Origin of the sequence: Rhodoferax sp. BAB1 (assembly GCF_013334205.1) — a bacterium.
GTDB lineage: Bacteria > Pseudomonadota > Gammaproteobacteria > Burkholderiales > Burkholderiaceae_C > Hylemonella.
This window is the reverse complement of record NZ_CP054424.1, coordinates 1,471,499-1,497,644: the sequence shown is the minus strand read 5'-3', so window position 1 is coordinate 1,497,644 and position 26,146 is coordinate 1,471,499. Positions and strand designations below refer to the sequence as shown.

Sequence of the window (26,146 nt, the reverse complement as noted above, 5' to 3'; positions counted from 1 at the left end):
GCCGTCAACGGTCCAGGGCCGGATGCCGCTCCTGCGGCTTGTCGAGGTAGTAGCCCTGCACCATGTCGACCCCCATCTGGCGCAGCATGCGCAGAGTTTCCTCGTCTTCGACGAACTCGGCCACCGTGCGCTTGCCCAGCCCGCGCGCCACATCGACGATGGACTTGACGAACACCTGGTTGTCGCGCTCGTTGGGCAGGTCACGGATGAAGAGCCCGTCGATCTTCAGCACGTCCGCCTTGAGGTGCTTGAGGTAGGCGAAGGAGGCAAAGCCGGTACCGAAGTCATCCAGGCAGGTGCTGCAGCCCGTCCGGCGCAAGGCCTCGATGAAGCGCTCGGCATCCTGCAAGTCCGACACGGCGGATGTCTCGGTCAGCTCCACGATCAGACGATGCGCAGCCACGCCTTGTTGCTGGAGCTGCTGGGCGATGTACAGCGGGAAATCCGGCTGGTCGAAGGAACGGCCCGAGATGTTGATGGCCAGTGCCGGTACCTGCGGCGAGGCGGCCAGCATGGCAATACCCTGTTTCACGACCCATCGGTCGATCTCCAGGATCTTGCCGCTCTTTTCGGCATAAGCGATGAAATGCCCGGGCATGATCAGACGGGTGGTGTCGGTCTCGTCCACCATCCGGATCAGGGCCTCCAGGTGCGACAGCCCGCCACCGCTGGCGAGGTAGATCCCCTGGTAGTGCAGGCGGAACAAATCCTGTTCGAAGGCGCGCGCAATACGGTCGTTCCAGGTCAGCCGGGTGATCATCTCGCGCGAGGCATCGCGCTCGGGCCGGTAACTGCACCACGCGTTCTTGCCGGTCTCCTTGGCCTGGTACATGGCTGCATCGGCATGCGCGATCAGCTCCTCCGCGCCGCCGGCATCCTTCGGGTAGTGGGCGATGCCCAGGCTGGTGGTCAGCCGGAAATTCTGCCCTTCCAGCCGGAACGGGATCTGCGAGACCGCACGCACGATGCGCTCGGCCAGCCGCTCGGCATCGGTTTCGCTGGCGTCGGGCATGAGGACGGCGAACTCGTCGCCGCCGAGCCGGCTGAAGATCTCGTTCTTGCGCGTCAGCGCCCCTACCTCCCCGGCCACCCGGATCAGCACCGAATCACCGGCACGGTGGCCGAAGGTGTCGTTGATGTACTTGAACTCGTCGAGGTCGAAGAACAGCAGCGCCCCCTGGCGCTGGTGCCGCTCCGACTCCTTGAGAAAGCGCCCGAGTTCATCCTCGAAACGACGCCGGTTGAACAGGCCGGTCAGCGCATCGCGTTCGGCCAGGTAGATCAGCTGCTCGGCGGTCTGCCGCTCGCGCGTCACGTCCTCGTACACCCAGAGGCGCCCGATGAAACGACCGTCGGCATCGCGCACCGGATAGGACAGCTGCGTGACCACGCGACCGTCGCTCATGGTGATCTCGTAGCTGCTGGAGACCTCGTGCGTCTCCAGCACGTCCAGCAGATGGCGGGAGAAGTGGTCGGGCCGCGACAGCTCGTTGCTCGAGTAGTCCAGCACCTCGTTGGCCGAGTGCCCCACCAGTTCCAGGTCCTCGGCAATCATCCAGATGCGCAGGAAGGTGGGGTTGTAGTACTGGACCTGGTTGTCCGCCGTCACGAACATGATGCCCAGGTTCATGGCCCCCAGCAGGGCCAGCAGCCGGGCCCGCTCCTCCTCCAGGCCGCTCAGGTGCTGGCGGCGGGAGTCGTCGGCGACCTTCAGTTCGCTCACCCGCTTCTCCAGGGCCTGGTTGAGTTCCCGCACGCGGGTTTCGGCCAGCCGGCGCTCGTTCACCTCGCCCTGCAACTCGTGCGCATGCCTGAGCTGCAGGGCCCGCTGCTGATCCCGTTCCGCCACCATGGCATCAAAAGCCCGGGCCAGGCGACCCAGCTCGTTGCGCTCGGCCAGTGCGATGGGCATGGGCGTGCGGCCCTGCCCGAACTCGTCGACCGCGCGTGTCAGCTGCTGCAGCGGCTGCCGGATCAGCCCGTGGACGCGCCGGCGCATGAACCAGAGTACCGGCAGCATGCCCAGCAGGCCGATGCCGAACAGGATCGCCAGGCCCCACATCAGCACGCCGTCCACACGGGACTGCGGCAGCACCATCACCCGGTACCAGCCGGGCCCCTGGATTCGTGACCAGGCCACCCAATGGCTGCCATCGCCGGTACGGCCGACACCGCTGTCGGCGGACTGCTGGCCCAGCAGCGCCTGGACCTGGCTCAGCAGGGGGTCCTGCAGGCTGGCGATCTGCAGCTGCCCCTGGGCGGCAGCAATGCGCTCGCGCAACTCGGGATGGGCGATCAGCTCGCCCGCGTTGCCGAGGATCAGCTGCGTTCCGCCTTCCGCGCTGCGACTCTGCACGGCATCGAGCAGGGTGTCGATGGTGATGTCATGCCCGAGCGTGCCCACCCACTGGCCGCGCCAGTCCAGGGGCTGGATCACCGACACCATCCAGGCCTTGGCCTGCTCGTCGTAATAGACCGGTGTCCAGAAGCGCTTGCGCTGCGGATTGCGGGCCGGCTGCGAACCGGTCATCGTCGGGTAGGCCGCATTGCTGGCCTGGGCGTCGGCCGATCCGCCCCAGTCGATCCCGCGCGCATAGACCATCAGGCCGTCTTCGACGAAATCCATATAGACCGAAAAGAAGGGGGGTACCAGCGCCGGTCCCCGCTCGCGCAGCAGCTCGTAACTGACCACCGCGCGCCGGCGCACCGAATCATCCGGGCCCTTCGGTCCATGACGCAGATAGAGGGTCGGGGCGCGCAGGGTATCGATCTGCGCCGGCCGCAGACGCCACAAGCCATCCGGGCTGCGGACAAACAGGGCCGAAAAACGGCGCGAGACGGCATCCGGCTGCTGCGCCTCCAGCCGTTGCAGCAGCTCGTCCCGCAGGCTCTGCACACTCTGCTCGGCCTGCTGGAAGATGGCCTGTCCGGCCTGCGCCTGCAAGGCCACGGTCTGTTGCGCGAGGATAGGCACCAGCCGGTCGGCCGCCAGCCGCATGGCGATGTAGCCCAGTGCGCACAGCAGGAGCAGCAAGGCCACGAAAAGTCCCCAGATCGTCAGGGACAGCTCACGCGTTACGGAAGATCGGGACATCAAGACAGCGGCAGACAGACGTGGATGCGGAGCCTGTGAAAGTTTTTGCGGTGCCAGAAGCGGCACCCTTCCCGATACCTCCCCACGCATGCGAACCAGTCTCCCACAGTCCGGCCGCAGGGACAAGCAAGGTTGATAATCACACCATGGAATCATCGAATGCCGTGGCGCCCCGCACACAACCCAAGTCCCTGACCGACCTCTTCGTCTCCTTCACCGTGCTGGCCCTGCAGGGCTTCGGCGGCGTGCTGGCCATCGCCCAGCGCGAACTGGTGGAGCGCAAACGCTGGTTCACGAACGAGGAGTTCGTCGAGGAATGGGCCGTGGCGCAGGTCATGCCCGGCCCCAACATCGTCAACCTGGCCATCATGATCGGCGGGCGCCACTTCGGCGTGCCCGGCGTGCTGGCGGCGCTGGCCGGCATGTTCACGGCGCCCCTGATCGTGGTGCTGTCCATCGCCCTGCTCTACGCCCAGTACGCCAGCCATCCGGGTGTCATCGGCGCCCTGCGCGGCATGGGCGCCGTGGCAGCGGGCCTGGTCGTGGCCACCGGCCTCAGGCTGGCCGCATCGCTCAAGAACAGCCCCCTGAGCATCGCCCTCAACAGCACCCTGGGCCTGCTGTGTTTCGTAGCCGTGGCGCTGCTGCGCTGGCCGCTGGTCTATGTGCTGCTGGGCCTGGGCGGCGTGGCCTGCGTGCTGGCCTACCGCCAGCTGGGCAAGGGGGCGGCCGCATGAGCCCCGTGCTGGACCTCGGCTGGAGCGACTGGCTCCAGCTCTTCACACACTTCCTGACACTCTCGCTGCTGTCGGTGGGCGGCGGCATCACCACCGCGCCGGACATGCACCGCTACCTCGTGAACCAGCAAGGCTGGCTCAGCGACGCCCAGTACACCGCGTCCATCGCCATCGCCCAGTCCGCGCCCGGACCCAACATCCTGTTCGTGGCCCTGCTGGGCTGGCATCTGGGCCTGAACGCCGGCGGCATCGGCTGGGCCCTGTTCGGCGTGCTGGTCTGCATGCTGGGCATCATCCTGCCCAGTTCCATCCTGGTCTACGTCACGGCGCGCTGGAGCCATGCAAACCGCGAGCTGCGCGCCGTGCGGGCCTTCAAGCTGGGCATGGCGCCCATCGTGATCGCCCTGCTGATCGCCACCGGCTGGATCCTGGCCAGCGTGAACGGCGACCCGGCACGCCACTGGCCCTTGTGGCTGATCACCGTGCTCACCGCCGTCATCGTCTGGCGCACCCGCCTGCACCTGCTGTGGCTGCTGGGCCTCGGCGGCCTGCTGGGCTGGTTCGGCATCGTCTGAGCCCGGCCATGGCGGCGCGGCCCACACTCAACCTGCTCGGCGGCGGGCGTGTCGGCAAGACGCTGGGCCACCTGTGGCACACGCTGGGCGTGCTGCAGGTGCAGGACGTGCTGACCACCTCGCCCGCCAGCGCCCGGGCCGCAGTGGACTTCATCGGTGCCGGCCGTGCTGCCGCCACCCTGGAGGACATGCGGCCCGCCAATTACTGGCTGATCGCCGTGCCCGACCGGCAGATTGCGACCAGCGCGCAGGCCCTGGCCGGTGCGGGTCTGCCGCCGGCAACCGCCTTCCATGCCAGCGGTGCGCTGGCCGCCGCCGAACTCGCGCCCCTGCAAACCCAGGGCTGGTCCATCGCCAGCGCGCACAACATCCTGAGCTTCGCCACGCCGGCCACGGCCGTGTTGCAGTTCGCCGGCACACCCTGCGCGCTCGAAGGCGATGCAGCCGCCGTCGCGGCGCTGCAGCCGCTGCTCGGTGCCATCGGGGCGCGCTGTTTCACCCTGCACTCGGCCGACAAGCTGCGTTATCACGCGGCCGCCGTCTTCGCCACCAACTTCCTGCCCGTGCTGCAGGCCACGGCCGAAGCGCTGTGGCGGGACAGCGGGGTGCCGGCCGAACTGCTGCCGCAGTTGCGCGCTACCTTGCTGCGCAACGCGGTCGACAACCTGCTGGCCCTGGGGCCGGCCGGCGCGCTGACCGGCCCGGCCGCGCGCGGCGACACCGCACTGGTGCAGCGCCAGGGCCAGGCCGTGGCCGTCTGGGACGCACAGGCCGGCGCGGCCTACACCGCCCTCAGTGAACTGGCAGCACGCCTGGCGCGCGACGGCCAACTCTGAGAACTCGTGAATAAATCTACTGCGCGGCCCGATCGCCGCGTTGGGCGGTGTTGGCTCCGGCCGCTGCGCTTAACTTTTGCTGCGCAAAAGTTAGCCTACGCCGCAACTGCGTTGTCGCCATCCTCACGTACAGGAAGTACGTTCCGGTGGCTGCGCTCCGTCCGCCTTGCGCTCGGACCGCTCGCTACGATTTCTTCACGAGTTCAGAGTCACGCTTGTCACCGCTGCGCCGGGTAGCTGCGTTATCCTCACAGGCAACCCTGCCGAGCCGACCATAGCCATGAACAAAACCCTCAAAGCCCTCCTCATCGCCCTTGCCGCCACCGTCGTGCTGCTGCTGGCCGTGGCGGCCTTCATCGTCGCTACCTTCAACCCCAACGACTACAAGCCCGAGATCATCAAGCTGGTCAAGGAAGAGACCGGGCGCACCCTGTCCATCCCCGGCGAGATCCGGCTCACCCTGTTCCCGCGCATCGGTGCCGACCTGGGCCAGCTGTCCCTGTCCGAGCCGCGCAGCGAACAGGTTTTCGCCGCCGCGCAGCAGGTCAAGGTCTCGGTGGCGCTGCTGCCGCTGTTCTCCCGCAAGGTGGAAGTCGACCGCGTGCTGGTCGACGGCCTGAGCGTCAAGCTGCTGCGTGACCGCCAGGGCCGTTTCAACTTCGACGACCTGCTGTCCAGGGGCGCGCCGTCCGCTGCGCCATCCGGAACGCCGGCATCCACCGCCCCCGCCACCCTGCCCCTGCTAAATATCGGCGGCATCACCCTCAGCAAGGCCAGCCTGGACTACCGCGACGCTGCAAGCGGCCAGCAGCTGACGGTCTCGAATCTGAACTTCAGCACCGGCCCCATCGCCGAAGGCCAGAAAAGCCGGCTGGACTTCAGCGCCGGCATCCAGGGCACACAACCCGCGCTGGCACTGCAGCTGACACTGCAGAGCGACTTCCGGCCCGCGCTGGCCGAGCAGAAGGTCCGCTTCGAGAACCTCAGCTTCAAGCTGGGCGGCAGCGCGGCCGGCCAGCGCGAACTGCAACTCAAGCTCGGCCTGGCCGGCGTGGACGCCTCGGCGCATCGCATCGAAGCCACGGGCCTGAGCCTGGACCTCACCGCCCCCAACCCGGCCGGCGGCACGCTCAGCCTCAAGGCCCAGGGCCAGGCCTCGGTCGACCTGGCGCGCGAGGCCGTGCAGCTGGCGCTGGACGGCACGCTGGACAGCACCACGCTGGCCCTCAAGGCCGGTGTGCAGAAGTTTGCCCAGCCCGCCATCCGCTTCGACCTCGCCCTGGGCGACCTCGACGCCGATCGTTACCTGCCCAAGGGCCAGCCCGCTGCGGCCCCGGCGGCCGGCGCACCGGCCGCCGGGCCGGAGCCCGTCATCGACCTGGCGCCCTTGCGGGGGCTGGATCTGAATGGCGCGCTCAAGGTGAGCTCGCTCAAGATCATGAACCTCAAGGCCGCCAGCATCCGCCTGCAGCTCAAGGCCCAGGGCGGCCGGGCCGAACTCAAGCCCGTCACGGCCACGCTGTACGGCGGTGGCGTCAACGGCAATCTCTACGCCGACGCTGGCGGCGGGCAGCGCCTGGGCGCCAAGCTGGACCTGCGCGGCATCCAGATTGGCCCGCTTATGAAGGACGCACTGGGCCAGCAGCCGCTGGAGGGCCGCGGCAATGTCGCGCTGGACCTCACGACCGGCGGCAACACCGTGTCCCAGTTCAAGCAGAACCTCAACGGCACGGCCGGCGTGCAGCTGGCCGACGGTGCCCTCAACGGTATCGACATCGCCGGTGCCCTGCGCAACGTCAAGGCCAAGCTCGGAGGCAGTGCGCCGCAGGGACAGGCCACGGCCCAGCAGAAGACCGATTTCACCGAGTTCATCGCCAGCCTTAAGATCAGCAACGGCGTGGCGCGCAACGACGACCTGTCGGCCAAGACCCCGCTGCTGCGCCTGGGCGGCGCCGGCAACATCTACCTGGCCGAAGACCGGCTGGACTACACCGTCAAGGCCACCGTCGTGCCCACCCTGCAGGGCCAGGGCGGCCCCGAGCTGGAACAACTCAAGGGCCTGACCATCCCCGTGCGCCTCACCGGCCCCTACAGCGCCATCGCCTGGAAGATCGACTTCGGCAGCGTGGCCAGCCAGCGCAAGGCCGAACTCAAGCAGGAAACCCAGCAGAAGCTCGACGCCAAGAAGGAAGCGGCCAAGGAACAGCTCAAGGACAAGGCCGGCGACAAGCTCAGGAACCTCCTGAAGCGCTGATCAGGGACCCGGGCCAGGGCCGCGCGCCTTATTCGCCCGGCTGGCCGAACTTGAGCGCGCGCGTGGCCAGCAGGGTCTCGGCGAAGAAGCAGCACAGCGCGGCCATGAAACAGCTCACGCCGGCCAGGAAGGCGTAGATCGCCAGCCGTTCGATCTGGAACACCGTGGTCTCGCCCAGGAAGAGCACCACGATGGTCAGGCCGATCATGAAGGCGCACAGCGTCAGCAGGCCGATGGTGCTGTTGGCCAGCTTGCCGCGGGTGCGCAGCATGGCCAGCTCGGCGGTCCATTGCGGCGCCAGCAGGGGCTCGACATTGAGTCGCAGCTTCTCTTCCAGCACCCGGCCGCGGTCGATGATGCGCGAGAGACGCCCGGCCACCGCGCCGATCATGCCGGAGACGGCGGTCAGCAGGAACACCGGCGCCACGGCCAGCTGGATGCCGTGGGTCACGGTGCCGGAATCGACGAAAAGGGCCATGCGCGTACTCGTAAAGGGTCGGGAGGGAATGCGCGCCGATTATCACCCCAGGGGCCCTCCCACAAACAGGGGAAGACAGACGCCGCGTTTGTGCCTATAAAGACGCACATCCACCAGCGCGCAAGGGGGCTTCCATGAGCATCCGCATCCTGTGTCTGCACGGCGTCAACACCAACGAAAACAGCGACTGGCTGGCCCAGTGGCAGCAGGCCATACGCAGCTCTGCGGCCAGCGCCGGTGTGGCGTCCGACGCCTTCGAATTCCACGAACTGCGCTACAACGCGCGCTTCGAGCAGATCACCGCCACGCCGGCGGTCTATGCCGAAGCCGTCAAGCGCCTGTGGAACAGCTACTGGGCCAACCGGCGGGCGCTGGGCCGCCCCATGGAAAAGGGCCTGGGCACGCTGATCGACAACACCATCGGCATGGTCGCCAAGTGGACCGCCCTGCCCGCGCTGCGCCAGCAGCTCGCGGCCGACCTCGCGGCCTGCATCCAGCGTGTCAACCCGCATGTCATCTGCGCGCACAGCCTGGGCTCCCTCATCACCTACGACACCCTGGCCGCCCAGCAGGCCCTGGCGCAGGACCGGCTGCTCGTCACCCTGGGTTCGCAGATCGGCCACCCGGCCCTGGCCGAGACCTTCGGCGGTTACCTGCAGCCCATCACCACCGTGCGCCACTGGTACCACCTCTACAACCCCGAAGATGCGGTGCTGACCTGCGAGCTGGATTTCCCCGGCGCCCCCTACACCCAGCTCGACACGCGTTTCGACGAATCCGGGCCGCTGGACCACAGCCCCGACAAATACCTGGGCCACGAGGTCACGGCCGCCAACGTCTGGGCCGGCCTGGCCACGGCCCTGCCGCGCAGCACAACGCCGGCCAGGCCGAAACCGGCGCCGGCCGTGGGCGCCGGCTGGTTCAAGGCGCCCACGATCCAGCGCCGCAGCCCGCGCAAGCGCCGTGCCCTGCTGATCGGCATCAACGACTACCCGGAGCCGGAAAACCGCCTGAGCGGCTGCGTCAACGACGTGTTCCAGATGAGCGCCATGCTGCAGGAGCGCGGCTACCAGCCCGAGGAAATCCGCGTGGTGCTCGACGCGCGCGCCACTACCCGGGGTGTCAACGAGCGCCTGCAGTGGCTGCTGGAAGACGTGCGCGGCGGCGATGAGCGTGTGCTCTTCTACTCCGGCCACGGCGCGCAGGTGGCGGCCTACGACGCCGACGGCGAGCCCGACCACAAGGACGAAGCCCTGGTCACGCATGACTTCGACTGGAGCGGCAACACCGGCATCACCGACGACATGCTGGCGCGTTATTACGCCAACCTGCCCTACGAGGCGCGTTTCTCCATCATCCTGGACTGCTGCCATTCCGGCGGCATCGCGCGTGCCGGCGGCGTGGCGGTGCGCGGCATCAACCCGCCCGACGACGTGCGCCACCGCAGCATCGAATGGGACGCCGACAAGGAAATGTGGTTCCCGCGCAAGAAACTCGACCTCACCCGCCGCATGGAACGCGCCTCGGCCGAGGTGGTGCGCCGTTACCTGGGGGCCGATGGCGCCACCCAGAAGATGGGCCGTGCCGTGGGCCGCTGGAGTGACAACCCCGCCGCCTTCAAGGCCGCACGCAAGCGCCTGGGCCACCACGGCCCCTACAACCCGGTGCTGCTTGCGGCCTGCCGCGAAGACCAGTACGCCTACGAGTACACGCACGGCTCGGTGCCCTACGGCGCCCTGACCTTCATGCTGATCCAGCAGCTGCGCGCCAGCGCCGGGCGCAAGACGCTGGAAGACATCGTGACCCAGTGCAACAGCGTGCTCAAGCACAAGCTCGGTTACGAACAGCAGGCCCAGCTCTATCGCCCCCCGGCGCACAAGCAGACGCGCTTTCCCGGTACGGCGCCGAAGGCGAAGAAAAAAACCTAGGGGTTTTTCAGCTGGCGGCGCAGCGGCACCAGCAGGCCGGACAGGCCGTTGTGGTCGATCTCGTGCATCAGCGCCAGCAGGCGGCCCAGGTCACCGGGCGGAAAACCTTCGCGCGCAAACCAGTTCAGGTAGTTGCCGGGCAGATCCGCGATCAGGCAGCCCTTGTGCTTGCCATAGGGCATTTCCACCGTCAGCAGGCGCTGCAATTGCTCGGCCTCCGGAATCATCCGCCCGCTCGCTTGGCCGCATAACCCTGCGCCAGCAACAATGCCAGCAGCTTGTCGGCATGGTCCCCCTGGATCTCGATCACGCCGTCCTTCACCGTGCCGCCCGTGCCACAGGCCGCCTTGAGCTGCTTGCCCAGCTGGGTCAGCGCGGCGGCATCGAGCGGCAGGCCGCGCACCACCGTCACGGCCTTGCCGCCGCGCCCGCTGGTCTCGCGCGAGACCCGCACCTTGCCGTCACCCAGGGGCAAGGCGGCCTGCTGCGATTTGCAGGCGCACTGTGCCAAGGGATGGCGGCACACCGGGCACATGCGCCCGCCCTCGGTGGAATAGACCAGACCGCCGCTGTGCTTCACGGCTCGAACCTGGCGTTGAAGGTGGCCACATCGGCCTCGTTCTCGAAGCTCACCAGCTGGCCCTGTTTCCTGTCGGCCTCGCGGCTGGCGGCAAACAGGCTGTAGCGGCCCTTGAGTCCCATGGCCGCCAGGTCGATCAGCGCGTATGGATACGGCACGAAGACCTGGTGCTCGAACAGGATGCGATGCGTGTTGCGTGGCGAGGGATAGAGCTGGTAGTCACCGCTCGTGAAGGACTTGCTGCTGGACATGGGAGGCGTTGCGTGGAACGCCCGATTATCCCCGCTGCTCAACTCTCGAGGTTGGTGCGCGGTGCCCGGCGGCGTTCCATCTGGACCTGCCGGCGTTCCTCGGTCTCGATGGCATCCATCTGCAGGCGGGCCCGATGCAGGATTTCGTTGAGCTCGCGCGCCTTGTCGTAGGATCGGCCATGCGATTCGTTGGCGAGCTTGCGCGCCACGTCCTGCATCACCGACAACAGTTTGGACAACTGGTCGATGCGGTCCTGTCTTTCCTCGAATTCGAACGCCATATTCCACCCCCTGTCTGCTTTGAACCTACCAAGTCCTCTGCCGTCTGCCTTCTTTTGTCTTGGGTTTTGAAGAAAGCATACCGAATTCGTAACGCTTTGTCACACTTTTATTCCACATAGTGAAATAAACGCATGAACACCCAGCACCCGACGCCCAGCAAGGAGCAGATCAACCTGCTCGACCCCTTCGAACGCCTGGGGCTGGACCACATCCGCCTGGTCAGCAGCGCCAGGGATGCCGAAAAGGCCTGCGCCGAGCTGGCCGCCGCGCCCCATCTGGGCTTCGACACCGAGTCCAAACCCACCTTCCGCGTGGGCGAGGTGTCCGACGGCCCGCACATCGTGCAGCTGGCCACGCCCGAGCAGGCCTGGGTCTTCCAGCTGCACGAGCCCGGCTGCCGCGCACCGGTGGCCGAGTTGCTGGCCCTGCAGGGGGTCACCAAGGCCGGCTTCGGCCTGGGCGACGACCGCAAGCGCATCACGGCCAAGCTGGGGGTGGAACCCGGCGGCGTGCTGGAACTCAACACCGTGTTCCGCGAGCGCGGTTATCGCAAGGACATGGGCGTGAAGGGCGCGGTCGCTGTCCTCTTCAACCGGCGGTATCTCAAGTCCAAGAAGGCCGCGACCTCCAACTGGGCCAATCCGCGGCTGACCGAAGCGCAGCTGGTCTATGCGGCCAACGACGCCTGGGCTGCCATCCGCGTGTTCCACGCGCTGGGGCTGGGGGCTACGCTGGTTTGAGTTCGTACATGCCGTCGCCCATGTTGCGCAGCGGGCCGAAGACGGCGGTGATGGCGGCCGTCTCGGCCGCCTGCCACTGTTCGACGATCTCGCGCTCGGCATCGGTCAGGGCCGCGGTGTCGGGCTGTTCGCCATACACACCGGCGATGCGCTGGTAGGCCAGGTACACCGGCAGCACCAGGCTGGCGTCGCCCAAGGTGTCTTCCAGCGCGCGGCGAAAACGCAGCACGGCTTCGCGGTGCCGGGTCTCGGATTCGCCCTCGGCGTCGTACAGTTTGACGGTGTAGTTCATGAGCAGGCGAGCATACCTGCTGCCAGTGTGTACAGTTGGGCCTGAAGAACAGACAGGTGGATGATGGCAAAACAAAGTGAATGGCCGGGCAAGGTGCTCACGCTGATCAAGGGCGGCAACGCGGCGGCGGCCATTGCCCAGATCAAGGTGGCGCCCACCGTGAAGGACCTGCAGCAGCTGCAGGCCGCCATGGACAAGGCCCAGCTCAAGGGCCGCTGGCGCAATGTGGACCTCGCCATCGAGGAAAACCTGGCCCTGCTGGCCGCGCCGCGCCTGCACCGGTCACCGTGAACCACGACAACAGGAGAAGCACTATGACCGACACCCCGGAAAAACGCAGCCTCTGGGTACGCGTACTGCTCATGATCCTGATGGCCATGGCCTTCCACCTGGCCGCCACGCTGCTGGGCGTGCTGGCCCTGGTCCAGTTCGTGCTGGCCATCGTCGCCGGTGGTCCCAACGAACGCCTGCAGCAGCTGGGCCGCGGCCTGGGACGTTATTTCCGCCAACTCACCGACTTCCTGAGCTTCGCCAGCGAAGAAGCGCCCTTCCCCTTCAGCGACTGGCCTTCGGCCGACTGAAGCCGGCAGGTCTTCTCAGCGGGCCACCTGCAGGCGCAGCAGGCGCGCGGCCTCTTCGGCGCGCGCGTCGTCGATCACCCGGGTCAGGTCGGCCACATCCACCGCCCCCACCGGCAGTTCGAAACGGCCGCTCAGCGGCGTTTCGGTGTTCAGCACGCCGCGCTGGTACAGCTCCCAGATCTCCGGCCCGTAATGGGTGGCCAGCAGCTCCGGCGCGAACTGCCCGAAGAAGTCGCGCAGATTGGCCACATCCCGCAGCAGCATGCGCGCGGCGTGGTTGTTGCCCGCCGCGTCCACCGCCTGCGGCAGGTCGATGATCACCGGGCCATCCGCCGCCAGCAGGATGTTGAACTCCGACAGGTCGCCGTGCACGATGCCCGCACACAGCATGCGCACCACCTCGGTCAGCAGCGTGGCGTGGTGCTGGCGCGCTTCTTCGGGCGTGAACACCACGTCGTTCAGGCGCGGGGCCGCGTCGCCGTGTTCGTCCGTCACCAGCTCCATCAGCAGCACACCTTCGTGGAAGTTCCAGGGCTTGGGCACGCGCACGCCGGCCGCGGCCAGGCGGTACAGCGCATCGACCTCGGCACTCTGCCAGGCCGCCTCGATGGCCTGACGGCCATAACGCGAGCCCTTGGCCATGGCGCGGGCCTGGCGTGTGTTCTTCACCTTGCGGTTCTCGGTGTAATCCACCGCCTGGCGGAAGCTGCGTTGCGTGGCTTCCTTGTAGATCTTGGCGCAGCGCGTCTCCTCACCGCTGCGCACCACGAAGACCTGCGCCTCCTTGCCGCTCATGAGCTGACGCACCACCGTGTCGATCAGGCCTTCTTCCACCAGCGATAACAGTCTTTCGGGTACTTTCATGAGGGCATTCTGCGCTCAGAGTCTTGCCGCCAGCCGCGCAGCCTGGTCGATGGCGCGTTTGGCGTCCAGCTCGCCGGCTTCCAGCGCGCCGCCGATCAGGTGGGCTGTTTTGCCCAGCGCCTGCAGTTCATCCGCCAGCGTGCGCAGCGGCAGCTGGCCCGCGCACAGCACCACGGTGTCGCACGGTATCCAGGTGGGGCTCTCGCGCTGCTCGCCATAAGAGACCAGCAGCCCCCAACCTTCAGTCGTCCCTTCGGTAAACGCACCGATGCGCTCGTAGTTCACGCCGCCAATCATCTTCACCTGCTTCATCTTGAGCGCCGCACGGTGGATCCAGCCCGTGGTCTTGCCCAGGCCCTCGCCCAGCTTGCCGGCCTTGCGCTGCAGCAGCGTCACCTGGCGACCGGGCGGGCCCACCTGCGGGCCCTCGGCACTCAGGCCACCACGTTGCTGCGCCGGGTCCGTCACGCCCCACTCGGCCAGCCAGGACGGCAGGTCCACCGTGGTGGAGTGGCCCTCGCTCACCAGGAACTCGGCCACGTCGAAACCGATGCCGCCCGCGCCGATGATGGCCACCTTCTGGCCCACCGGCTTCTTGTGGCGCAGCACGTCGATGTAGCTCAGCACCTTGGCATGGTCCTGCCCCTCGATCTTCGGGTCGCGCGGGGTCACGCCCGTGGCCACGATCATCTCGTCGAAACCCAACAGGTCGGTCGCCTGCACCTTGGTGCCGAGATGCAGGGCCACGCCCGTGGTCTGCACACGCCGCGTCAGGTAACGCAGCATCTCGTGGAACTCTTCCTTGCCCGGCACCACCTTGGCCATGTTCAGCTGGCCGCCGATCTCGCTCGCTGCGTCGTACAGATGCACCTCGTGCCCGCGCTCCGCGGCCAGGGTGGCTGCCGTCAGGCCGGCCGGGCCGGCGCCCACCACGGCGATGCGTTTGCGCTGCAACGTGGGGCGGTAGACCAGCTCGGTCTCGTGGCAGGCACGCGGGTTCACCAGGCAGCTGGTGAGCCTGTTCTTGAAGATGTGGTCCAGGCAGGCCTGGTTGCAGGCGATGCAGGTGTTGATGTCCGCCGCGCGGCCCTGCGCCGCCTTCTTCACGAAATCCGCGTCGGCCAGCAGCGGGCGCGCCATGGACACCATGTCGGCGCTGCCCTCGGCCAGCAGCTGCTCGGCCACCTCGGGCGTGTTGATGCGGTTGGAAGTCACCAGCGGTGTCGTGAGGCCCGCCGCCGCAAACTCGGCCTTCATCTTTTTGGTCACCCAGGCAAAGGCCGCGCGCGGCACGCTGGTGGCAATCGTCGGCACGCGGGCCTCGTGCCAGCCGATGCCGGTGTTGATGATGCTCGCGCCACCCTGCGCCACCGCCTTGCCCAGGGTCACCACCTCGTCCCAGGAACTGCCGCCGGGCACCAGGTCGATCATGGAGAGGCGGTAGATGAGGATGAAGTCGCGCCCCACGGCCTCGCGCGTGCGCGCCACGATCTCCAGCGGCAATCGCATGCGCTGGCTGTAGTCGCCGCCCCACTGGTCGTCGCGGTGGTTGGTGTGCTGGGCCAGGAACTGGTTGATGAAATACCCCTCGCTGCCCATGATCTCCACGCCGTCGTAACCCGCCTCGCGGGCTTTCACGGCGCAGTTCACGAAGGCGCGGATCTGCCGCTCCACGCCGCGCGCGGACAGCTCGAAGGGCTTGAACGGGGAAATGGGCGACTTGATGGCCGAGGGCGCCACCGCCAGCGGGTGGTAGGCGTAACGCCCCGTGTGCAGGATCTGCAGCGCAATCTTGCCGCCGGCCTCATGTACGGCGCGGGTCACCACCTGGTGCCGTCTGGCTGCGCCCGAGGTGGACAGCGTGCCCGCAAAAGGCTTGGCCCAGCCCGCGATATTGGGCGCAAAACCGCCGGTGACCATGAGGCCCACGTCGCCCTCGGCCCGCTCGCGGAAATAGGCGGCCAGCTTGCTGAGGTCGCGCCCGTCTTCCAGGCCCGTGTGCATGGAGCCCATGAGCACGCGGTTCTTGAGCTGCGTGTGCCCCAGGTCCAGCGGGGCCAGCAGATGGGGGTAGAGAGTCTGGCCGGGAAGCGTGGCGCTGGCGGGTGTGGGCATGGCGGCTTTTTGTGGGGGGTGACGGTGTGGGCTTGATCATAGGCCCCGGGGCCGGAAAGCCAGATGGGCTAACATTACGGTTTTATCGTTTGTCAGAAGGAGCCCCAGATGGGCAACAAGATCGTTACCGAAGCCGACCGCAAGGCCACCCCCGCCCCCAAGCCCCTGCCCGGCATGGTCCGCCCCACTGGCGGCCGCGGCCAGCGCGTCAGCCTGGAGCGTGGTGTCTCCACCCGCAGCAAGAAGAACCCGGGCAAGCGCCCCTCCAAGGGCGGCTGATCCCGCGCTGGCTTCGGCCAGCGTCAGCCCCGAACAAAGGCCCTCATCGAGGGCCTTTTGTTTTGCCGGGGTGACAATGCAGCGGTGCCCCAACCGACCCGCCGCATGACCTTGATCAAAGCCATCACCGCCGGCCTGCTCGCGCTGGCCAGCGTGTTGCCGGCCGCGGGCGAAACCCTCACGGTCGGCTCCAAGCGTTTCACCGAAGCCTACATCCTGGCCGAGATCGTCAGCCAGACGGCCCAGGCCGCCGGCGAGGCCCGGGTGACACACCGGCAGGGCCTGGGCAACACGGCCATCCTGCTGGGCGCCCTGCAGGCCGGCAGCATCGACGTCTACCCGGAATACACCGGCACCATCGCGCGCGAAATCCTGCGCCTGGACCATGTGCCACCCCTGCCCGAACTCAATGCGCGGCTCGCCCCGCTGGGCCTGCGCGCCTCGGTGCCGCTGGGTTTCAACAACAGCTACGCCCTGGCCATGCGCGCCTCACAGGCGAGCGCGCTCAAGATCACCCGCCTGTCCGACCTGAAAAACCACCCGGATCTGCGCCTGGGCCTTTCGCAGGAATTCATCGGCCGTGCCGACGGCTGGCCCGGCCTGCAGTCGGCCTACGCGCTGCAGCAGGCCCGCCCGCGTGGCCTGGACCACGGCCTGGCCTATGAAGCCCTCGCGCAGCAGCAGGTCGACCTCATCGACGTCTACACCACCGACGCCAAGATCGGCCCCTACCAGCTGCAGGTGCTGGTCGACGATGCCGGCTACTTCCCCCGCTACGAGGCCGTGCTGCTGCACCAGGCCGATCTGCCCGCGCGCCTGCCCCGCATCTGGGCGGCCCTGGCCCGGCTGGAAGGCCGCATCGACGAGGCGGCCATGCGCCAGTTGAACGCCAGCGCGGAATTGCAGGGCCAGAGCTTCCAGCGTGTGGCTCAGGCCTTTGTAGCGGGTGAAGGGGCCGCACCGGCACAGACGGCAAGCAACCGCCCCGGCTGGCTGGCCAAGCTCCTGGCCCCCGACCTGCTGCGCCTCACGCTGGAACACCTGGCCCTGGTCTTCCTCTCGCTGGGCGCCAGCATGCTGGTGGGCATTCCGCTGGGCATGCTGGCGGCCCGTCACGCGCTGGCGCGGGCCCTCATCATCAACACCACCAATGTGCTGCAGACCATCCCCTCGCTGGCCCTGCTCGCCATCCTCATCCCCCTCACCGGCAGCATCGGCCTGCTGCCCGCCTTCATCGCCCTCACCGTGTACGCCCTGCTGCCCATCGTGCGCAACACCCACGCCGGGCTCAGCCAGGTTCCCGCCGGTTTGAAGCAGGCGGCCCTGGCGCTGGGCCTGGGCCCGGGCGCGACGCTGCGCCTGATCGAACTGCCGCTGGCGCGCACCACCATCCTGGCGGGCATCAAGACCTCGGCGGTTTTCAATGTCGGCACCGCCACCATTGCGGCCTTCATCGGCGCCGGCGGTTTCGGCGAACGCATCGTCACCGGCCTGGCCCTGAACGACAACGCCACCCTGCTGGCCGGCGCCATTCCCGTGGCGCTGCTGGCCCTGTTGATCGAAGCCGCGTTCACGCTGGCCGAGCGCGGCCTCTTTCCCGACAACTGGCGGAAAACGGCCTGAGCCGGTCCCAAACAAAAGGCCCTCGTCGAGGGCCTTTGTTGTGTCAGCGTGCGGGGGTTTCAGCAGCCAGCAGCGCACTTGCCGCTGCTGTCGAACTCCATCAGCTTGCCGCTGAGCGGAATATGCACCGGCACCTTGCTGGCTTTCATGAAACGGTCGGTCTTGCTGCCCGGCACCACCTGGCCGCCCTTGGTGGCGACCTCGTTCACGTGCGAGGCGATCACCGCCGCGGGCTGCACCAGGTCGTTGATCACATAGGCCGCTTCCGCCGGGCCGGTGGAGAAACCGTCGCCGATGTTCATCACGGCCAGGCGGGCCTTGTAATAACCGCGCACCACCTTGTCCTGCGCCGCCGTGATGCCCGTGTCACCCGAGAGGTAGACCACCAGGCCGTTGCTGAAGGTCAGCACGTAACCGGTGGCCTCGCCCACGTAACCGGCGATGCCGGCGTCCTTCATGTGCTTGCCCAGGTCGCCGCCGATGTAGTCCGGGTCCAGGCCATTGCTGTGCACGGCCGGCACCGTGGCGATCTTCACGCCGGCAATGGTCACGCTGCCGCCGAAGCGCGCGAGGACGGAATCACGCGGGTCGCCGCCATTGGCCTTGAGCTTGCCGGCGAAAAAAGGCGGCATCTCGCTACCCGTCACGATCTTGGCCTTCTTGGCCAGCGCTATGTTCACCGTGTTCGAATTCGGCAGCGCCGACACCGACACATCGGGTTTGTCGCAGCTGCCCGAGTTGGGCGCCGCATTGTGCGCATTGCCCACGTGGTCACCGTGCATGTGGCTGACCAGGATGATGTCGATCTTGCCCAGGCGCGGGTCGCCGGCGCCGGCCACCGTGCGGCCCACGTCATAGAGGATGCGTGTGCCGTTGGGGTCCTCGAAGATCATGGCGCGGTCCTGCGGGCACAACTCGCCCTGCTGACCGCCCAGCGGCGTCACCTTCACGTTCTGGGCCAGGGCTGGCTGTGCCAGCAGGGTGATGGCGGCCAGGCAACCGGCCGCCGCGAAACTGGATACTGATGTCTTGCGCATGCGTCTGCTCCTCTACTGATGGTTCGGCAGGTACGAGCGCAGCAGTGCATGCGGCGCTCATCTTCATGGGGAAATGCCCTGGGCCGGAAAGACGTGTCCCGGCCACCTGCCCGACCATGATGACCCGGGCGCGCAGCACGCGCAATGGGGCTCACCCCCGCACGCTCGGAAACAACAAGGGCCCTCAGTGAGGGCCCTTGTTTTGGTTGGATTTGGTTCAGCGTTCAGGCTGCGGCGGCCTGCATCTGCCGTCGGCGCAGCACCAACACACCAAACAGCGTGGCCGTGAGGTACATGCTGACCGAATAGATCGCCGCCGGCAGCGCCAGCTGGAAGTTCTGCAACACCGACAGCGCCACGAAGATGGCCAGCGTGGAGTTGTGGATGCCGATCTCGAAACTCACGGCCGTGGCCATGGGCTTGTCCAGCCCGGCCCAGCGCGAGAGGTAATACCCCGAGAGCAGGCTCAGCAGGTTGAAGGCCAGCACCACCGGCCCCAGGCTGCTGAAAGACTGCGTGAGCGCCGTCCATTCCTTGGCAATCGCAATCACCGCAAAGGCCGCCAGCACCAGGGCACTGAAAGCCTTCATGGGCCGCTCCATGCGTGCGGCAAAGGCCGGGCGCCGGCTGCTCACCGCCATGCCGATCAGCACCGGCACCAGGATCACGCCCACCACCTCGAACACCTTGCCGAACTGCAGGGGCACCACCTGGCCCGTCTGCGCGAAGGTGGCGATGGCCCAGTTGGTGATGAGCGGCAGGCTCACGATGGACAGCACCGTGTTGATGGCCGTGAGCGAAATGTTCATCGCCACATTGCCGCCGAACAGGTGGCTGAACAGATTGGCCGACACCCCGCCCGGCGAGGCCGCCAGCAGCATCAGCCCCACGGCATACACCGGCGCCACGCCCAGGCCCACGATGAGCCCCCAGGCCACGGCCGGCAGCAGCAGCATCTGCATGCCCAGGGCCAGCAGCACGGCCCGGGGGTGCTGGCGCAGGCGCACGAAATCACCCACGCTGAGCGACAGGCCCAGGCCGAACATCACCAGGGCCAGGGACCCGAGCAAGAGCGCAGGAAGCGCAGCGGTAAAGCTCATGCCGTGGCCACCCGGCGGGCACCGTGCGCGCCCTCACCCAGGCGGCGCTGCATCTCGGCGTGCACGTCCTGGCGCATCTTCAGCGCAAACGCCACCTCGGCCGTCAGGAACAGCGGGCCCACCAGCAGGCCCACCAGGTCATCTACAAAAGCCGGCTTGCGCCCCTCCCAGTAATGCCCCAGGAACTGGATGGCCCAGCCCACCACAAACAGGCCGATGCCCCAGCCCAGCCAGGTGGCCGTGCTCTGCGCGGCGATCCACTGGCTGATCCACAGGCTCACGATCAATTGCGCCACCATGGCCAGGCCGAAACGCAGGTCCAGCCGCAGGTAGAACAGCGAGGACAGGATGGCCAGCAGCAGGGCCGGCGTGGCCGGCAGGCCGCCTAGTTCCCAGGCCGGGCGCGAGAGCAAGGTGGTCACGGCCAGCACGATCATGGGGATGCCCACGAAATGCGTGGCCACGTTGCGCTGGTCCTGGTGGTAGGCCGCGTACTGGGTGAGATGGTCGGTCAGTGTTTTCATGGTGGTCTCCTCTTCGGTGTCAGGCACAGATTGACAGACGTCAATGATCGACCTACCCTCGCCCACAGTCTGTCAGGTACCCGACACAAGCCCTCGCCCCCGTACAAACCCCATGAACGATCCGCAACACTACCTGCCCGTGCTGAACGCCGGCCGCTGGTACGCCCAGCTGCCGCCCGACTTCGCCCAGGCCCTGCTCAAGATGGCCAAGGTGCGCACGCTGCAGGCCGGCGAAGCGCTCTTCCTGCGCGACAGCCCGCCTTGCGGCCTCTACGCCGTGGTCTCGGGTTCCATCCGCATCTCGGGCCAGAGCGGCCGCGGCGACGACGCACGCGAAGCCCTGCTGGTGGTGCTGCCGCCGCCCCAGTGGTTCGGCGAGATCACCGTTTTCGACGGCGCCACCCGCACCCACCACGCCCACGCCGCCGAGCCCAGCACCCTGCTGCAGGTGCCGCAGGCCGAGCTGCTGGCCTGGCTGCACGAGCACCCGCAGCACTGGCGCGACCTGGCCGTCTTGATGGCCGACAAGCTGCGCCTGGCTTTTTTGACGATGGAAGAACAGACCGTGCTCAGCGCCCCGCTGCGCCTGGCGCGGCGCCTGGTGGGCATGGCCGAGGGTTATGGGGTGCAGAGCGGCAAGGGGGGCACACGGCGGGTGCTGGCCGTGACGCAGCAGGAACTGGCGCTGATGATCGGCGTGTCACGGCAGACGACGAACCAGATCCTCAAGGAGCTGGAGGCGCAGGGGATTTTGCGGGTGCAGCGGGGGGGGATGGAGATTGTGGATTTGCCAAGACTGAGGGCAATGTCGCAATGACTCATATGGCCCAGACATGAGTACCAAATCAAAAGAAGTACGGCCACGCCCCTTCGCCCCCCAAATCTCGCTGCTGGTCGTAAGTGGCGCATGTGCCTTCATGCTGATCAGCTTCTGGTTTTTTTATCCCAGCTGGGAGCGCGCGTTTCGCTCGGACGCTTCACCCGTGTCGTGGCTATCCGGTGCACTGCTACTGACGCTTAGCGTCTTGTCGCTGCGTTTGTGGTCTGACGGCGGACTACCACCGCGACTGGGCGGGTGGCTGGCGCTGGCTGCGTTCGTACTCGCGCTGGATGAGCAATTCATGTTGCATGAGCTGTGGAAGTACCGGTGTCACGAACTGACTTCTCTTTGCGAAGCCAAGTGGGTTCGTGAGCTACCGATGCTGGCTGTGGCCGTAGTCGGCCTCATCACCACCGTGTTTTTGCATCGCGCGTTGCCGGCGCGATTGACACGCTGCCTCCTCTGGGCAGGTATCGCCACCGGACTCTGGGCAATTCTTGTAGACCAAGTGCCCATGCCTTACATGATTGCAACTCTGGAAGAGGCTTTTGAGGTCCTGGCCGAGGCGCTGGTGCTGGCGGCTTTGCTGACGGTGCAGCCCGACAGACACGCATCAATGGGCGACTAGGAGTCCATGACTCTCGTCATCATCACGTGCAGTCTTGGTCTTCCCAGTCACCGGCCTTGAACCACTCGCCATTGATGTTGAGGTACCAGCTGCGGTGCCGGACGATGTCCAGAGTCACCTCGCCAAATCGCATGGGTTTTTCTAGCAGCATCACGTCCGTAACACCGTCACCGTCCAGGTCGACCTCATAAAGGATAACCTTGGGCCCCAGCTCCCGGATCCGTTCGGGATTGACTTCGAATTCTTGTTTCGGAAGTTTGGTCAAAGCCTGCGACTGAGTCTTGATCTTCGCACTTTGGCGCTGGAAGGTTTGCGGCACGGCAAAGCTCGTCAAGACGTCGACTCCTTTCTCAAGAGCCGGATAACCTGGGACGGGGTCGTACTCCAGATGGTCCAACGGGGCACTCCACACCATATGCGCCATCGAGGGCAGACTTTTCCCGGTGTACCGCGACCCACAGCCTTCGGGCGGCTCGCCAACCGCGAAGGGTAGTTTGCGCACGGCCTTGGCCCCCACCAAGCCATTGCTTGCCACTGAATAGATGATCAAAGGCTGCGCAAAACTCAAACTCGCGCTCCCCACGTCCCAGAAGCCGGAAACACCGTCAATTTCAGGCCCACTGTGATTCTGGAACCATCCCCTGGGCAATCCCTCCGGAACCAGGCTCACTTTCTTGCGTGCGATGGCGGCAAGCCCATCGGCATCGGCTTCGGACACCAGGGCCACGCTCTCATGCGTGCGAAAAAGCGAAGGGCGTATCGGCGCGGGCCTCACGCTGTACGCGCTCATTTCCTGAGCGATGTCGATGGAGGTGCCTCTGTTGGTTTCGTGTGCCGGATTCAGGAGCACGCCGTCTTTCATCACCTTCTTCGCCGCGTCAAACTCGGGGATCGGCGGGTAGCGCACCACATCGCCAGCTTGAACTCTTTTTCTCAGCTCGCTCAAGCGAAATGCGGGAGGTATCGGCAACGATTGCCCGTAAGCAACCAACCGGTTGGGCGAAGGCGCAACCCAAAAGGCTCGGGCAGGTTGCGTGGCGGTTTGGGCCAACGTAAGTGCGCTGCCTCCGAGCAGATCGCAGGACACATGGCCATTCTTTCCCTCTCCGTAGTTAATCTGGCACCAGCTGCCCTGCCTGTCGACCACATTGACAGGTGTGTTGGTTACCAGTTTGTCGATGACGCGGGCGCTCGGATCCCCCGCCTCTCGCACATTTACCCACGAACCGTGGATGAAATGCGAACCTGTCTGGTCCGCGGCTTGAGCCACGGTTTGCCCAGCCATCAAAGAAATTAAGCCAAGGTAAGTAATCTTGCTTACGTGATAGATAACTGCTCGCATTTTTTATATCCCCCTACTTGCTCGCTGGTTCTATACAACCAATACCTTCGACTAGATCGCCTTCCCCAACCTCTCCACCCCCTCCCGTATCTTGTCCTCCCCCACCGTCGCAAAACTCAGGCGCAGGGTAGCGGCATCGGGGTTGGTCGCATAAAACGGCGCCCCCGGCACAAAGGCCACGCCCTTCTCGATGGCGCGTTTGGCCAGTTCACCCGCATCCTTGAGCTTGCCGCCCGCACCCGTGAGCCGGGCCCAGAAGAACAGGCCGCCGCCGGGCTGGGTGAATTCGATGGCGTCGCCCAGTTCCTTCTTCAGGCATTCGCCCATGGTCTTCGCGCGGCCGGCGTAGACCTCACGCACATGGGCCAGGGTGGCGGGCATGCGCCCGGCCTTGAGGTATTGCGCGGCCGTGGCCTGGGCAAAGGTGCTGGTGTGGGCGTCGCTGAACTGCTTGCACATCGTGGCTTTGGCCAGCAGCTCGGGCGGGGCGATCATCCAGCCCACGCGCAGGCCCGGAGACAGCACCTTGCTCAAGCTGCCGCAGTGCACCAGCCAGTCGCGGCTGCCGGGCACCTGGGCCGTGAGGGCCATGAGGCTGGCCGGCGGGGCCTTGCCGAAATAGAGGTCACCATAGGGATCGTCCTCGATCACCACGGTCTGCGTTTTCACGGCCAGTTCCAGGATGCGCTTGCGGCGCTCCAGGCTCAGGGTGGCGCCGCTGGGGTTGCCGAAGGTGGGGATGAGGTAGACGAAACGCGGTTTGTGTTCGGTTATCAGCTGTTCCAGCTTGTCGACCTGCACGCCGTCGGCGTCGATGGGCGCGCCGATGACCTGGGCGCCATAGAGGCGGAAGCACTGGATGGTGGCGAGGAAGGTGGGCGCCTCGACGATGACCTTGGCGCCGGGATCCACCAGGGTCTTGCCGATCAGGTCCAGCGCCTGCTGGCTGCCGGTGGTGACGATCAGCCCGTCTGCGGCGACCTGCACACCCTTGCTGCCCATGAAGGCAGCCAGCTGTTCGCGCAGGGGGTTGTAGCCTTCGGTGGCGCCGTACTGCAGGGCGGCGCCGGGTTCTTCGCTCAGCGCTTTCATGGACGCTTCGCGGATGCCGTCCACGTCGAACATGGCGCTGTCGGGGAAACCGCCGGCAAAGGAGATGATGCCGGGCTTGCCCAGCAGCTTGAAGAGTTCGCGGATGGCGGAGGTTTCGACGTTGTTGAGGCGGTCGGCGAATTGCATGGAGGTCTTGGGGGTAGGAAGTGACTCCCCCCGATTCTCCGTCAAACCGCCCCGCCCTCCCCGGGCCCAGGCCTTAGCGGGGCAGCGGCAGGGGCTTGCCTTCGGAGGCGGCGGGCACGGCCACGCCCAGCCACTGCGAGACGGTGGGCGCGATGTCCACGATCTCCACGCGCGTCTCCACCTTGCCGGGTTTCACCCAGCGCGGGCCCCAGGCCAGCAGGGGCACGTTGGTGTCGTAGGGGTAAGGCGAGCCATGGGTGGCGATGCTGCTGCTGGAAAGGAACATCCAGTAGGGCTTGATGATGTACTGCACGTCACCCGAGAGGTCGGCGTGCCAGCTGCGCCGCACGGCCGTGAAAAAGGGCCCGTCGATGCGGCTGCCTTCGGCGAGCTCGCGCCGGGTGTAGGCGGCGGCGATGCCGGGTTCCTCCAGCAACAGGTTGCGCGCCTCGTCGGCCACTTCGTCGGGGTCCACGCGCTGCTGGCTGATGAGCTGCTTGTTGAGCAGCAGGGTCGAGCCCGAGAAGCTGACCCACTTGCCCGCGCCGAACTCTTCTTCCAGCGCACTGTTGATGCGCGTGAGCAGCTGGCTGCCGATGATGCGGCCCGAGCGCAGGCCCTGCTGGGCGGTGAACTCGGGCGCGGGCATGAAACCGTGGTCGGCGGTGAGCGCGGCGATGTAGTGGTCACGGCCCACGGTGGTGTCCAGGTGCTTGAAGAAATCCTGCAGCTGGCGGTCGAGCTGCAGCAGGTGGTCGTGCGAGAAACGCGACTCGGCGCTGTAGCGGTGGTTGATGTAGTCGTGCGCCGAGAGGCTGATGGCCAGGATGTCGGGCACCTCGTCCTGGCCCAGGCCCTCGCCGGCGATGGCGGCGCGCGCGAAGTCCAGGGTGAGCTGGTCGGCAAAGGGGCTGCGCAGCAGCTGGCTGTAATAGGCCGGGCCCGGGGCTTCGTCGGCCGGTGCGCCCATCATCATGGGCAGGGCTGCGGCCTTCTGGCCGAACCAGGGCTGGCGATCGGGGATGGAACGGGCGTAGGCTTCTTCGGGCAGCAGGGCCTTCCATTCCTGCTTGAACCAGCGGTCGGCCGGTTTGGTCGCGTTGAAGTCGGTGACCCAGGCCGGGTGCTGCGGCATGTAATACGTGCTGCTGGCGAACTGGCCGCTTTGCGTCATGTACATGTAGGCGGTGCCGGCCTGGCCCGCGGGCAGGATGGCGCCGCGGTCCTTGCCCGAGATGCCGATGACCTTGGCACGCGCATCGGCGCGGCGCAGCACGTCGCCCACGGTCTCCACTTTCAGGTTGCGCGGGCTGGTGCCGTCCAGCGGCTGTGTCTTGTGGCCGATGTACTGGGCCGTGGTGTCGCCGGTGCAGTACTGCGGCTCGCCCGTGAGGGCGTCGCGCCATTCGTTGGCGATGATGCCGGTGCGGTGCGGGTAGGCGCCGGTGAGCACGGTGGCATGGCCGGCGGCCGTGACGGTGAAGGCGTGGCCGTAGTGTGCGTCGCTGAACCAGGCGCCGCGGTTCAGGAAACGGGCCAGGCCGTCGGGGGCGAGCTGGTCGCGGTAGGCCAGCAGCTGGCGCTGCGGGAAACCGTCCACCACCAGCAGGACCAGCAGGCGCGGCCGGTTCGAGACCGCAGCCGGCGCGGCGGGCACAGCAGGCCTGGCCGGCTGCGCGAGCACCGGGCCCGGCAGCACGGCAGCCGGCACGGGCGGGCTGGATGCGGGCTGCTCCGCCTCAGGCCGCAGGGCCTGGCAGCCGGCCAGCACGAGGGCCAGCAGGCCGGCCAGGCACAGGCGCAGGAGGTGCGGAAGGAAACGGGGCTTCATGGGCAGCGGTGAAACAGTGGGCGGTGAGCGATGGCAGGCATCATCCCATGAAATTTGCAGGCCGCCGGGGCGGGCCGGCCGACCTGATGGACAATGCTGTAACCGGAGATTTCCGC

Annotated in this window: 27 protein-coding genes; 12 read left to right on the top strand and 15 right to left on the bottom strand. The window is 66.9% G+C overall.

Annotated elements, in window-relative coordinates; translation table 11 throughout:
- Window positions 1–4: 4 nt before the first annotated feature.
- On the bottom strand, window positions 5–3,040 hold the full coding sequence (locus HTY51_RS18510; RefSeq protein ID WP_217448252.1) for an EAL domain-containing protein: 3,036 nt from the start codon (window positions 3,038–3,040) through the stop codon (window positions 5–7).
- A gap of 200 nt (window positions 3,041–3,240) precedes the next feature.
- Between HTY51_RS18510 and HTY51_RS07240 the strand changes: the two genes are divergently transcribed.
- From HTY51_RS07240 to HTY51_RS07225, 4 genes are all read left to right on the top strand, one after another.
- Window positions 3,241–3,831: a chromate transporter gene (locus HTY51_RS07240; protein WP_174252110.1), complete on the top strand. Its 591-nt coding sequence runs from the start codon at window positions 3,241–3,243 to the stop codon at window positions 3,829–3,831.
- Window positions 3,828–4,406 (top strand): chromate transporter, encoded by a 579-nt coding sequence (locus HTY51_RS07235; protein ID WP_174252109.1) that lies wholly within the window; start codon window positions 3,828–3,830, stop codon window positions 4,404–4,406. The genes HTY51_RS07240 and HTY51_RS07235 overlap by 4 nt, the downstream gene beginning before the upstream one ends.
- Window positions 4,407–4,414: 8 nt before the next feature.
- Window positions 4,415–5,242 carry a Rossmann-like and DUF2520 domain-containing protein gene (locus HTY51_RS07230; RefSeq protein WP_174252108.1) on the top strand — a complete coding sequence of 276 codons (828 nt, stop codon included), beginning with the start codon at window positions 4,415–4,417 and terminating at the stop codon, window positions 5,240–5,242.
- A 280-nt stretch (window positions 5,243–5,522) separates the two neighbouring features.
- Complete coding sequence (locus HTY51_RS07225; RefSeq protein WP_174252107.1) at window positions 5,523–7,496, top strand: AsmA family protein; 1,974 nt, start codon at window positions 5,523–5,525, stop codon at window positions 7,494–7,496.
- Between the two features lie 28 nt (window positions 7,497–7,524).
- On the opposite strand, the gene HTY51_RS07220 is transcribed toward HTY51_RS07225, so the two are convergent.
- Entirely contained in the window at window positions 7,525–7,974 is a 450-nt protein-coding gene (locus HTY51_RS07220; protein WP_174252106.1) for a DUF2721 domain-containing protein, read from the bottom strand.
- A 134-nt stretch (window positions 7,975–8,108) separates the two neighbouring features.
- On the opposite strand from HTY51_RS07220, the gene HTY51_RS07215 reads away from it, so the two are divergent.
- Window positions 8,109–9,902, top strand: coding sequence for a caspase family protein (locus tag HTY51_RS07215; RefSeq protein ID WP_174252105.1), 1,794 nt, complete (start codon window positions 8,109–8,111; stop codon window positions 9,900–9,902).
- Here HTY51_RS07215 and HTY51_RS07210 read toward each other — a convergent pair.
- The 4 genes from HTY51_RS07210 to HTY51_RS07195 are packed head-to-tail and all read right to left on the bottom strand — an operon-like array spanning window position 9,899 to window position 11,014.
- Window positions 9,899–10,129 carry a DUF3820 family protein gene (locus tag HTY51_RS07210; protein ID WP_174252104.1) on the bottom strand — a complete coding sequence of 77 codons (231 nt, stop codon included), beginning with the start codon at window positions 10,127–10,129 and terminating at the stop codon, window positions 9,899–9,901. The two genes, HTY51_RS07215 and HTY51_RS07210, sit on opposite strands and share 4 nt — an antisense overlap.
- On the bottom strand, window positions 10,126–10,437 hold the full coding sequence (locus HTY51_RS07205) for a translation initiation factor Sui1 (RefSeq protein WP_254607051.1): 312 nt from the start codon (window positions 10,435–10,437) through the stop codon (window positions 10,126–10,128). Before HTY51_RS07205 ends, HTY51_RS07210 begins: the two co-directional genes overlap by 4 nt.
- 41 nt (window positions 10,438–10,478) lie before the next feature.
- The gene (locus HTY51_RS07200) at window positions 10,479–10,733 is read right to left on the bottom strand and encodes a hypothetical protein (RefSeq protein WP_174252102.1); all 255 of its coding nucleotides are present in this window, start codon (window positions 10,731–10,733) and stop codon (window positions 10,479–10,481) included.
- Between the two features lie 38 nt (window positions 10,734–10,771).
- The gene (locus HTY51_RS07195; protein ID WP_174252101.1) at window positions 10,772–11,014 is read right to left on the bottom strand and encodes a hypothetical protein; all 243 of its coding nucleotides are present in this window, start codon (window positions 11,012–11,014) and stop codon (window positions 10,772–10,774) included.
- A 132-nt stretch (window positions 11,015–11,146) separates the two neighbouring features.
- On the opposite strand from HTY51_RS07195, the gene HTY51_RS07190 reads away from it, so the two are divergent.
- Window positions 11,147–11,755: a 3'-5' exonuclease gene (locus HTY51_RS07190; RefSeq protein ID WP_174252100.1), complete on the top strand. Its 609-nt coding sequence runs from the start codon at window positions 11,147–11,149 to the stop codon at window positions 11,753–11,755.
- On the opposite strand, the gene HTY51_RS07185 is transcribed toward HTY51_RS07190, so the two are convergent.
- A complete protein-coding gene (locus HTY51_RS07185) occupies window positions 11,742–12,047 on the bottom strand; it encodes a hypothetical protein (RefSeq protein WP_174252099.1) in 306 nt (101 codons plus the stop codon). The two genes, HTY51_RS07190 and HTY51_RS07185, sit on opposite strands and share 14 nt — an antisense overlap.
- 63 nt (window positions 12,048–12,110) lie before the next feature.
- Between HTY51_RS07185 and HTY51_RS07180 the strand changes: the two genes are divergently transcribed.
- Entirely contained in the window at window positions 12,111–12,338 is a 228-nt protein-coding gene (locus HTY51_RS07180) for a hypothetical protein (protein WP_057676230.1), read from the top strand.
- Window positions 12,339–12,361: 23 nt separating this feature from the next.
- Window positions 12,362–12,628, top strand: a complete 267-nt coding sequence (locus HTY51_RS07175; protein ID WP_174252098.1) for a DUF4389 domain-containing protein — start codon at window positions 12,362–12,364, stop codon at window positions 12,626–12,628.
- 15 nt (window positions 12,629–12,643) lie between these two features.
- Here HTY51_RS07175 and HTY51_RS07170 read toward each other — a convergent pair whose 3' ends face one another.
- Together HTY51_RS07170 and HTY51_RS07165 are read right to left on the bottom strand one after the other, a co-directional pair.
- Window positions 12,644–13,492: a PA4780 family RIO1-like protein kinase gene (locus HTY51_RS07170; RefSeq protein WP_174252097.1), complete on the bottom strand. Its 849-nt coding sequence runs from the start codon at window positions 13,490–13,492 to the stop codon at window positions 12,644–12,646.
- A gap of 15 nt (window positions 13,493–13,507) precedes the next feature.
- Window positions 13,508–15,607 (bottom strand): NADPH-dependent 2,4-dienoyl-CoA reductase, encoded by a 2,100-nt coding sequence (locus HTY51_RS07165; protein ID WP_174252096.1) that lies wholly within the window; start codon window positions 15,605–15,607, stop codon window positions 13,508–13,510.
- 108 nt (window positions 15,608–15,715) lie between these two features.
- Between HTY51_RS07165 and HTY51_RS07160 the strand changes: the two genes are divergently transcribed.
- Window positions 15,716–15,886: a hypothetical protein gene (locus HTY51_RS07160; protein ID WP_174252095.1), complete on the top strand. Its 171-nt coding sequence runs from the start codon at window positions 15,716–15,718 to the stop codon at window positions 15,884–15,886.
- Window positions 15,887–15,991: 105 nt separating this feature from the next.
- Window positions 15,992–17,509, top strand: coding sequence for a glycine betaine ABC transporter substrate-binding protein (locus HTY51_RS07155; protein WP_174252094.1), 1,518 nt, complete (start codon window positions 15,992–15,994; stop codon window positions 17,507–17,509).
- A gap of 59 nt (window positions 17,510–17,568) precedes the next feature.
- On the opposite strand, the gene HTY51_RS07150 is transcribed toward HTY51_RS07155, so the two are convergent.
- The 3 genes from HTY51_RS07150 to HTY51_RS07140 all read right to left on the bottom strand — a co-directional run bounded on the left by HTY51_RS07150 (window position 17,569) and on the right by HTY51_RS07140 (window position 20,170).
- Window positions 17,569–18,546: an MBL fold metallo-hydrolase gene (locus HTY51_RS07150; RefSeq protein ID WP_174252093.1), complete on the bottom strand. Its 978-nt coding sequence runs from the start codon at window positions 18,544–18,546 to the stop codon at window positions 17,569–17,571.
- A 224-nt stretch (window positions 18,547–18,770) separates the two neighbouring features.
- Window positions 18,771–19,646, bottom strand: a complete 876-nt coding sequence (locus HTY51_RS07145; protein ID WP_174252092.1) for a bile acid:sodium symporter family protein — start codon at window positions 19,644–19,646, stop codon at window positions 18,771–18,773.
- Entirely contained in the window at window positions 19,643–20,170 is a 528-nt protein-coding gene (locus HTY51_RS07140) for a DUF962 domain-containing protein (RefSeq protein ID WP_174252091.1), read from the bottom strand. Before HTY51_RS07140 ends, HTY51_RS07145 begins: the two co-directional genes overlap by 4 nt.
- A 112-nt stretch (window positions 20,171–20,282) precedes the next feature.
- Between HTY51_RS07140 and HTY51_RS07135 the strand changes: the two genes are divergently transcribed.
- Window positions 20,283–20,987: a Crp/Fnr family transcriptional regulator gene (locus HTY51_RS07135; protein WP_174252090.1), complete on the top strand. Its 705-nt coding sequence runs from the start codon at window positions 20,283–20,285 to the stop codon at window positions 20,985–20,987.
- 16 nt (window positions 20,988–21,003) lie between these two features.
- Window positions 21,004–21,618 carry a hypothetical protein gene (locus HTY51_RS07130; RefSeq protein ID WP_174252089.1) on the top strand — a complete coding sequence of 205 codons (615 nt, stop codon included), beginning with the start codon at window positions 21,004–21,006 and terminating at the stop codon, window positions 21,616–21,618.
- Between the two features lie 22 nt (window positions 21,619–21,640).
- Here the strand turns inward: HTY51_RS07130 and HTY51_RS07125 are convergent, their stop codons facing one another.
- The 3 genes from HTY51_RS07125 to HTY51_RS07115 all read right to left on the bottom strand — a co-directional run bounded on the left by HTY51_RS07125 (window position 21,641) and on the right by HTY51_RS07115 (window position 26,030).
- Complete coding sequence (locus tag HTY51_RS07125; RefSeq protein ID WP_174252088.1) at window positions 21,641–22,960, bottom strand: SH3 domain-containing protein; 1,320 nt, start codon at window positions 22,958–22,960, stop codon at window positions 21,641–21,643.
- 51 nt (window positions 22,961–23,011) lie between these two features.
- On the bottom strand, window positions 23,012–24,199 hold the full coding sequence (locus HTY51_RS07120; protein WP_174252087.1) for a PLP-dependent aminotransferase family protein: 1,188 nt from the start codon (window positions 24,197–24,199) through the stop codon (window positions 23,012–23,014).
- Between the two features lie 73 nt (window positions 24,200–24,272).
- On the bottom strand, window positions 24,273–26,030 hold the full coding sequence (locus HTY51_RS07115; protein ID WP_174252086.1) for an alkaline phosphatase family protein: 1,758 nt from the start codon (window positions 26,028–26,030) through the stop codon (window positions 24,273–24,275).
- Between the last annotated feature and the right edge of the window lie 116 nt (window positions 26,031–26,146).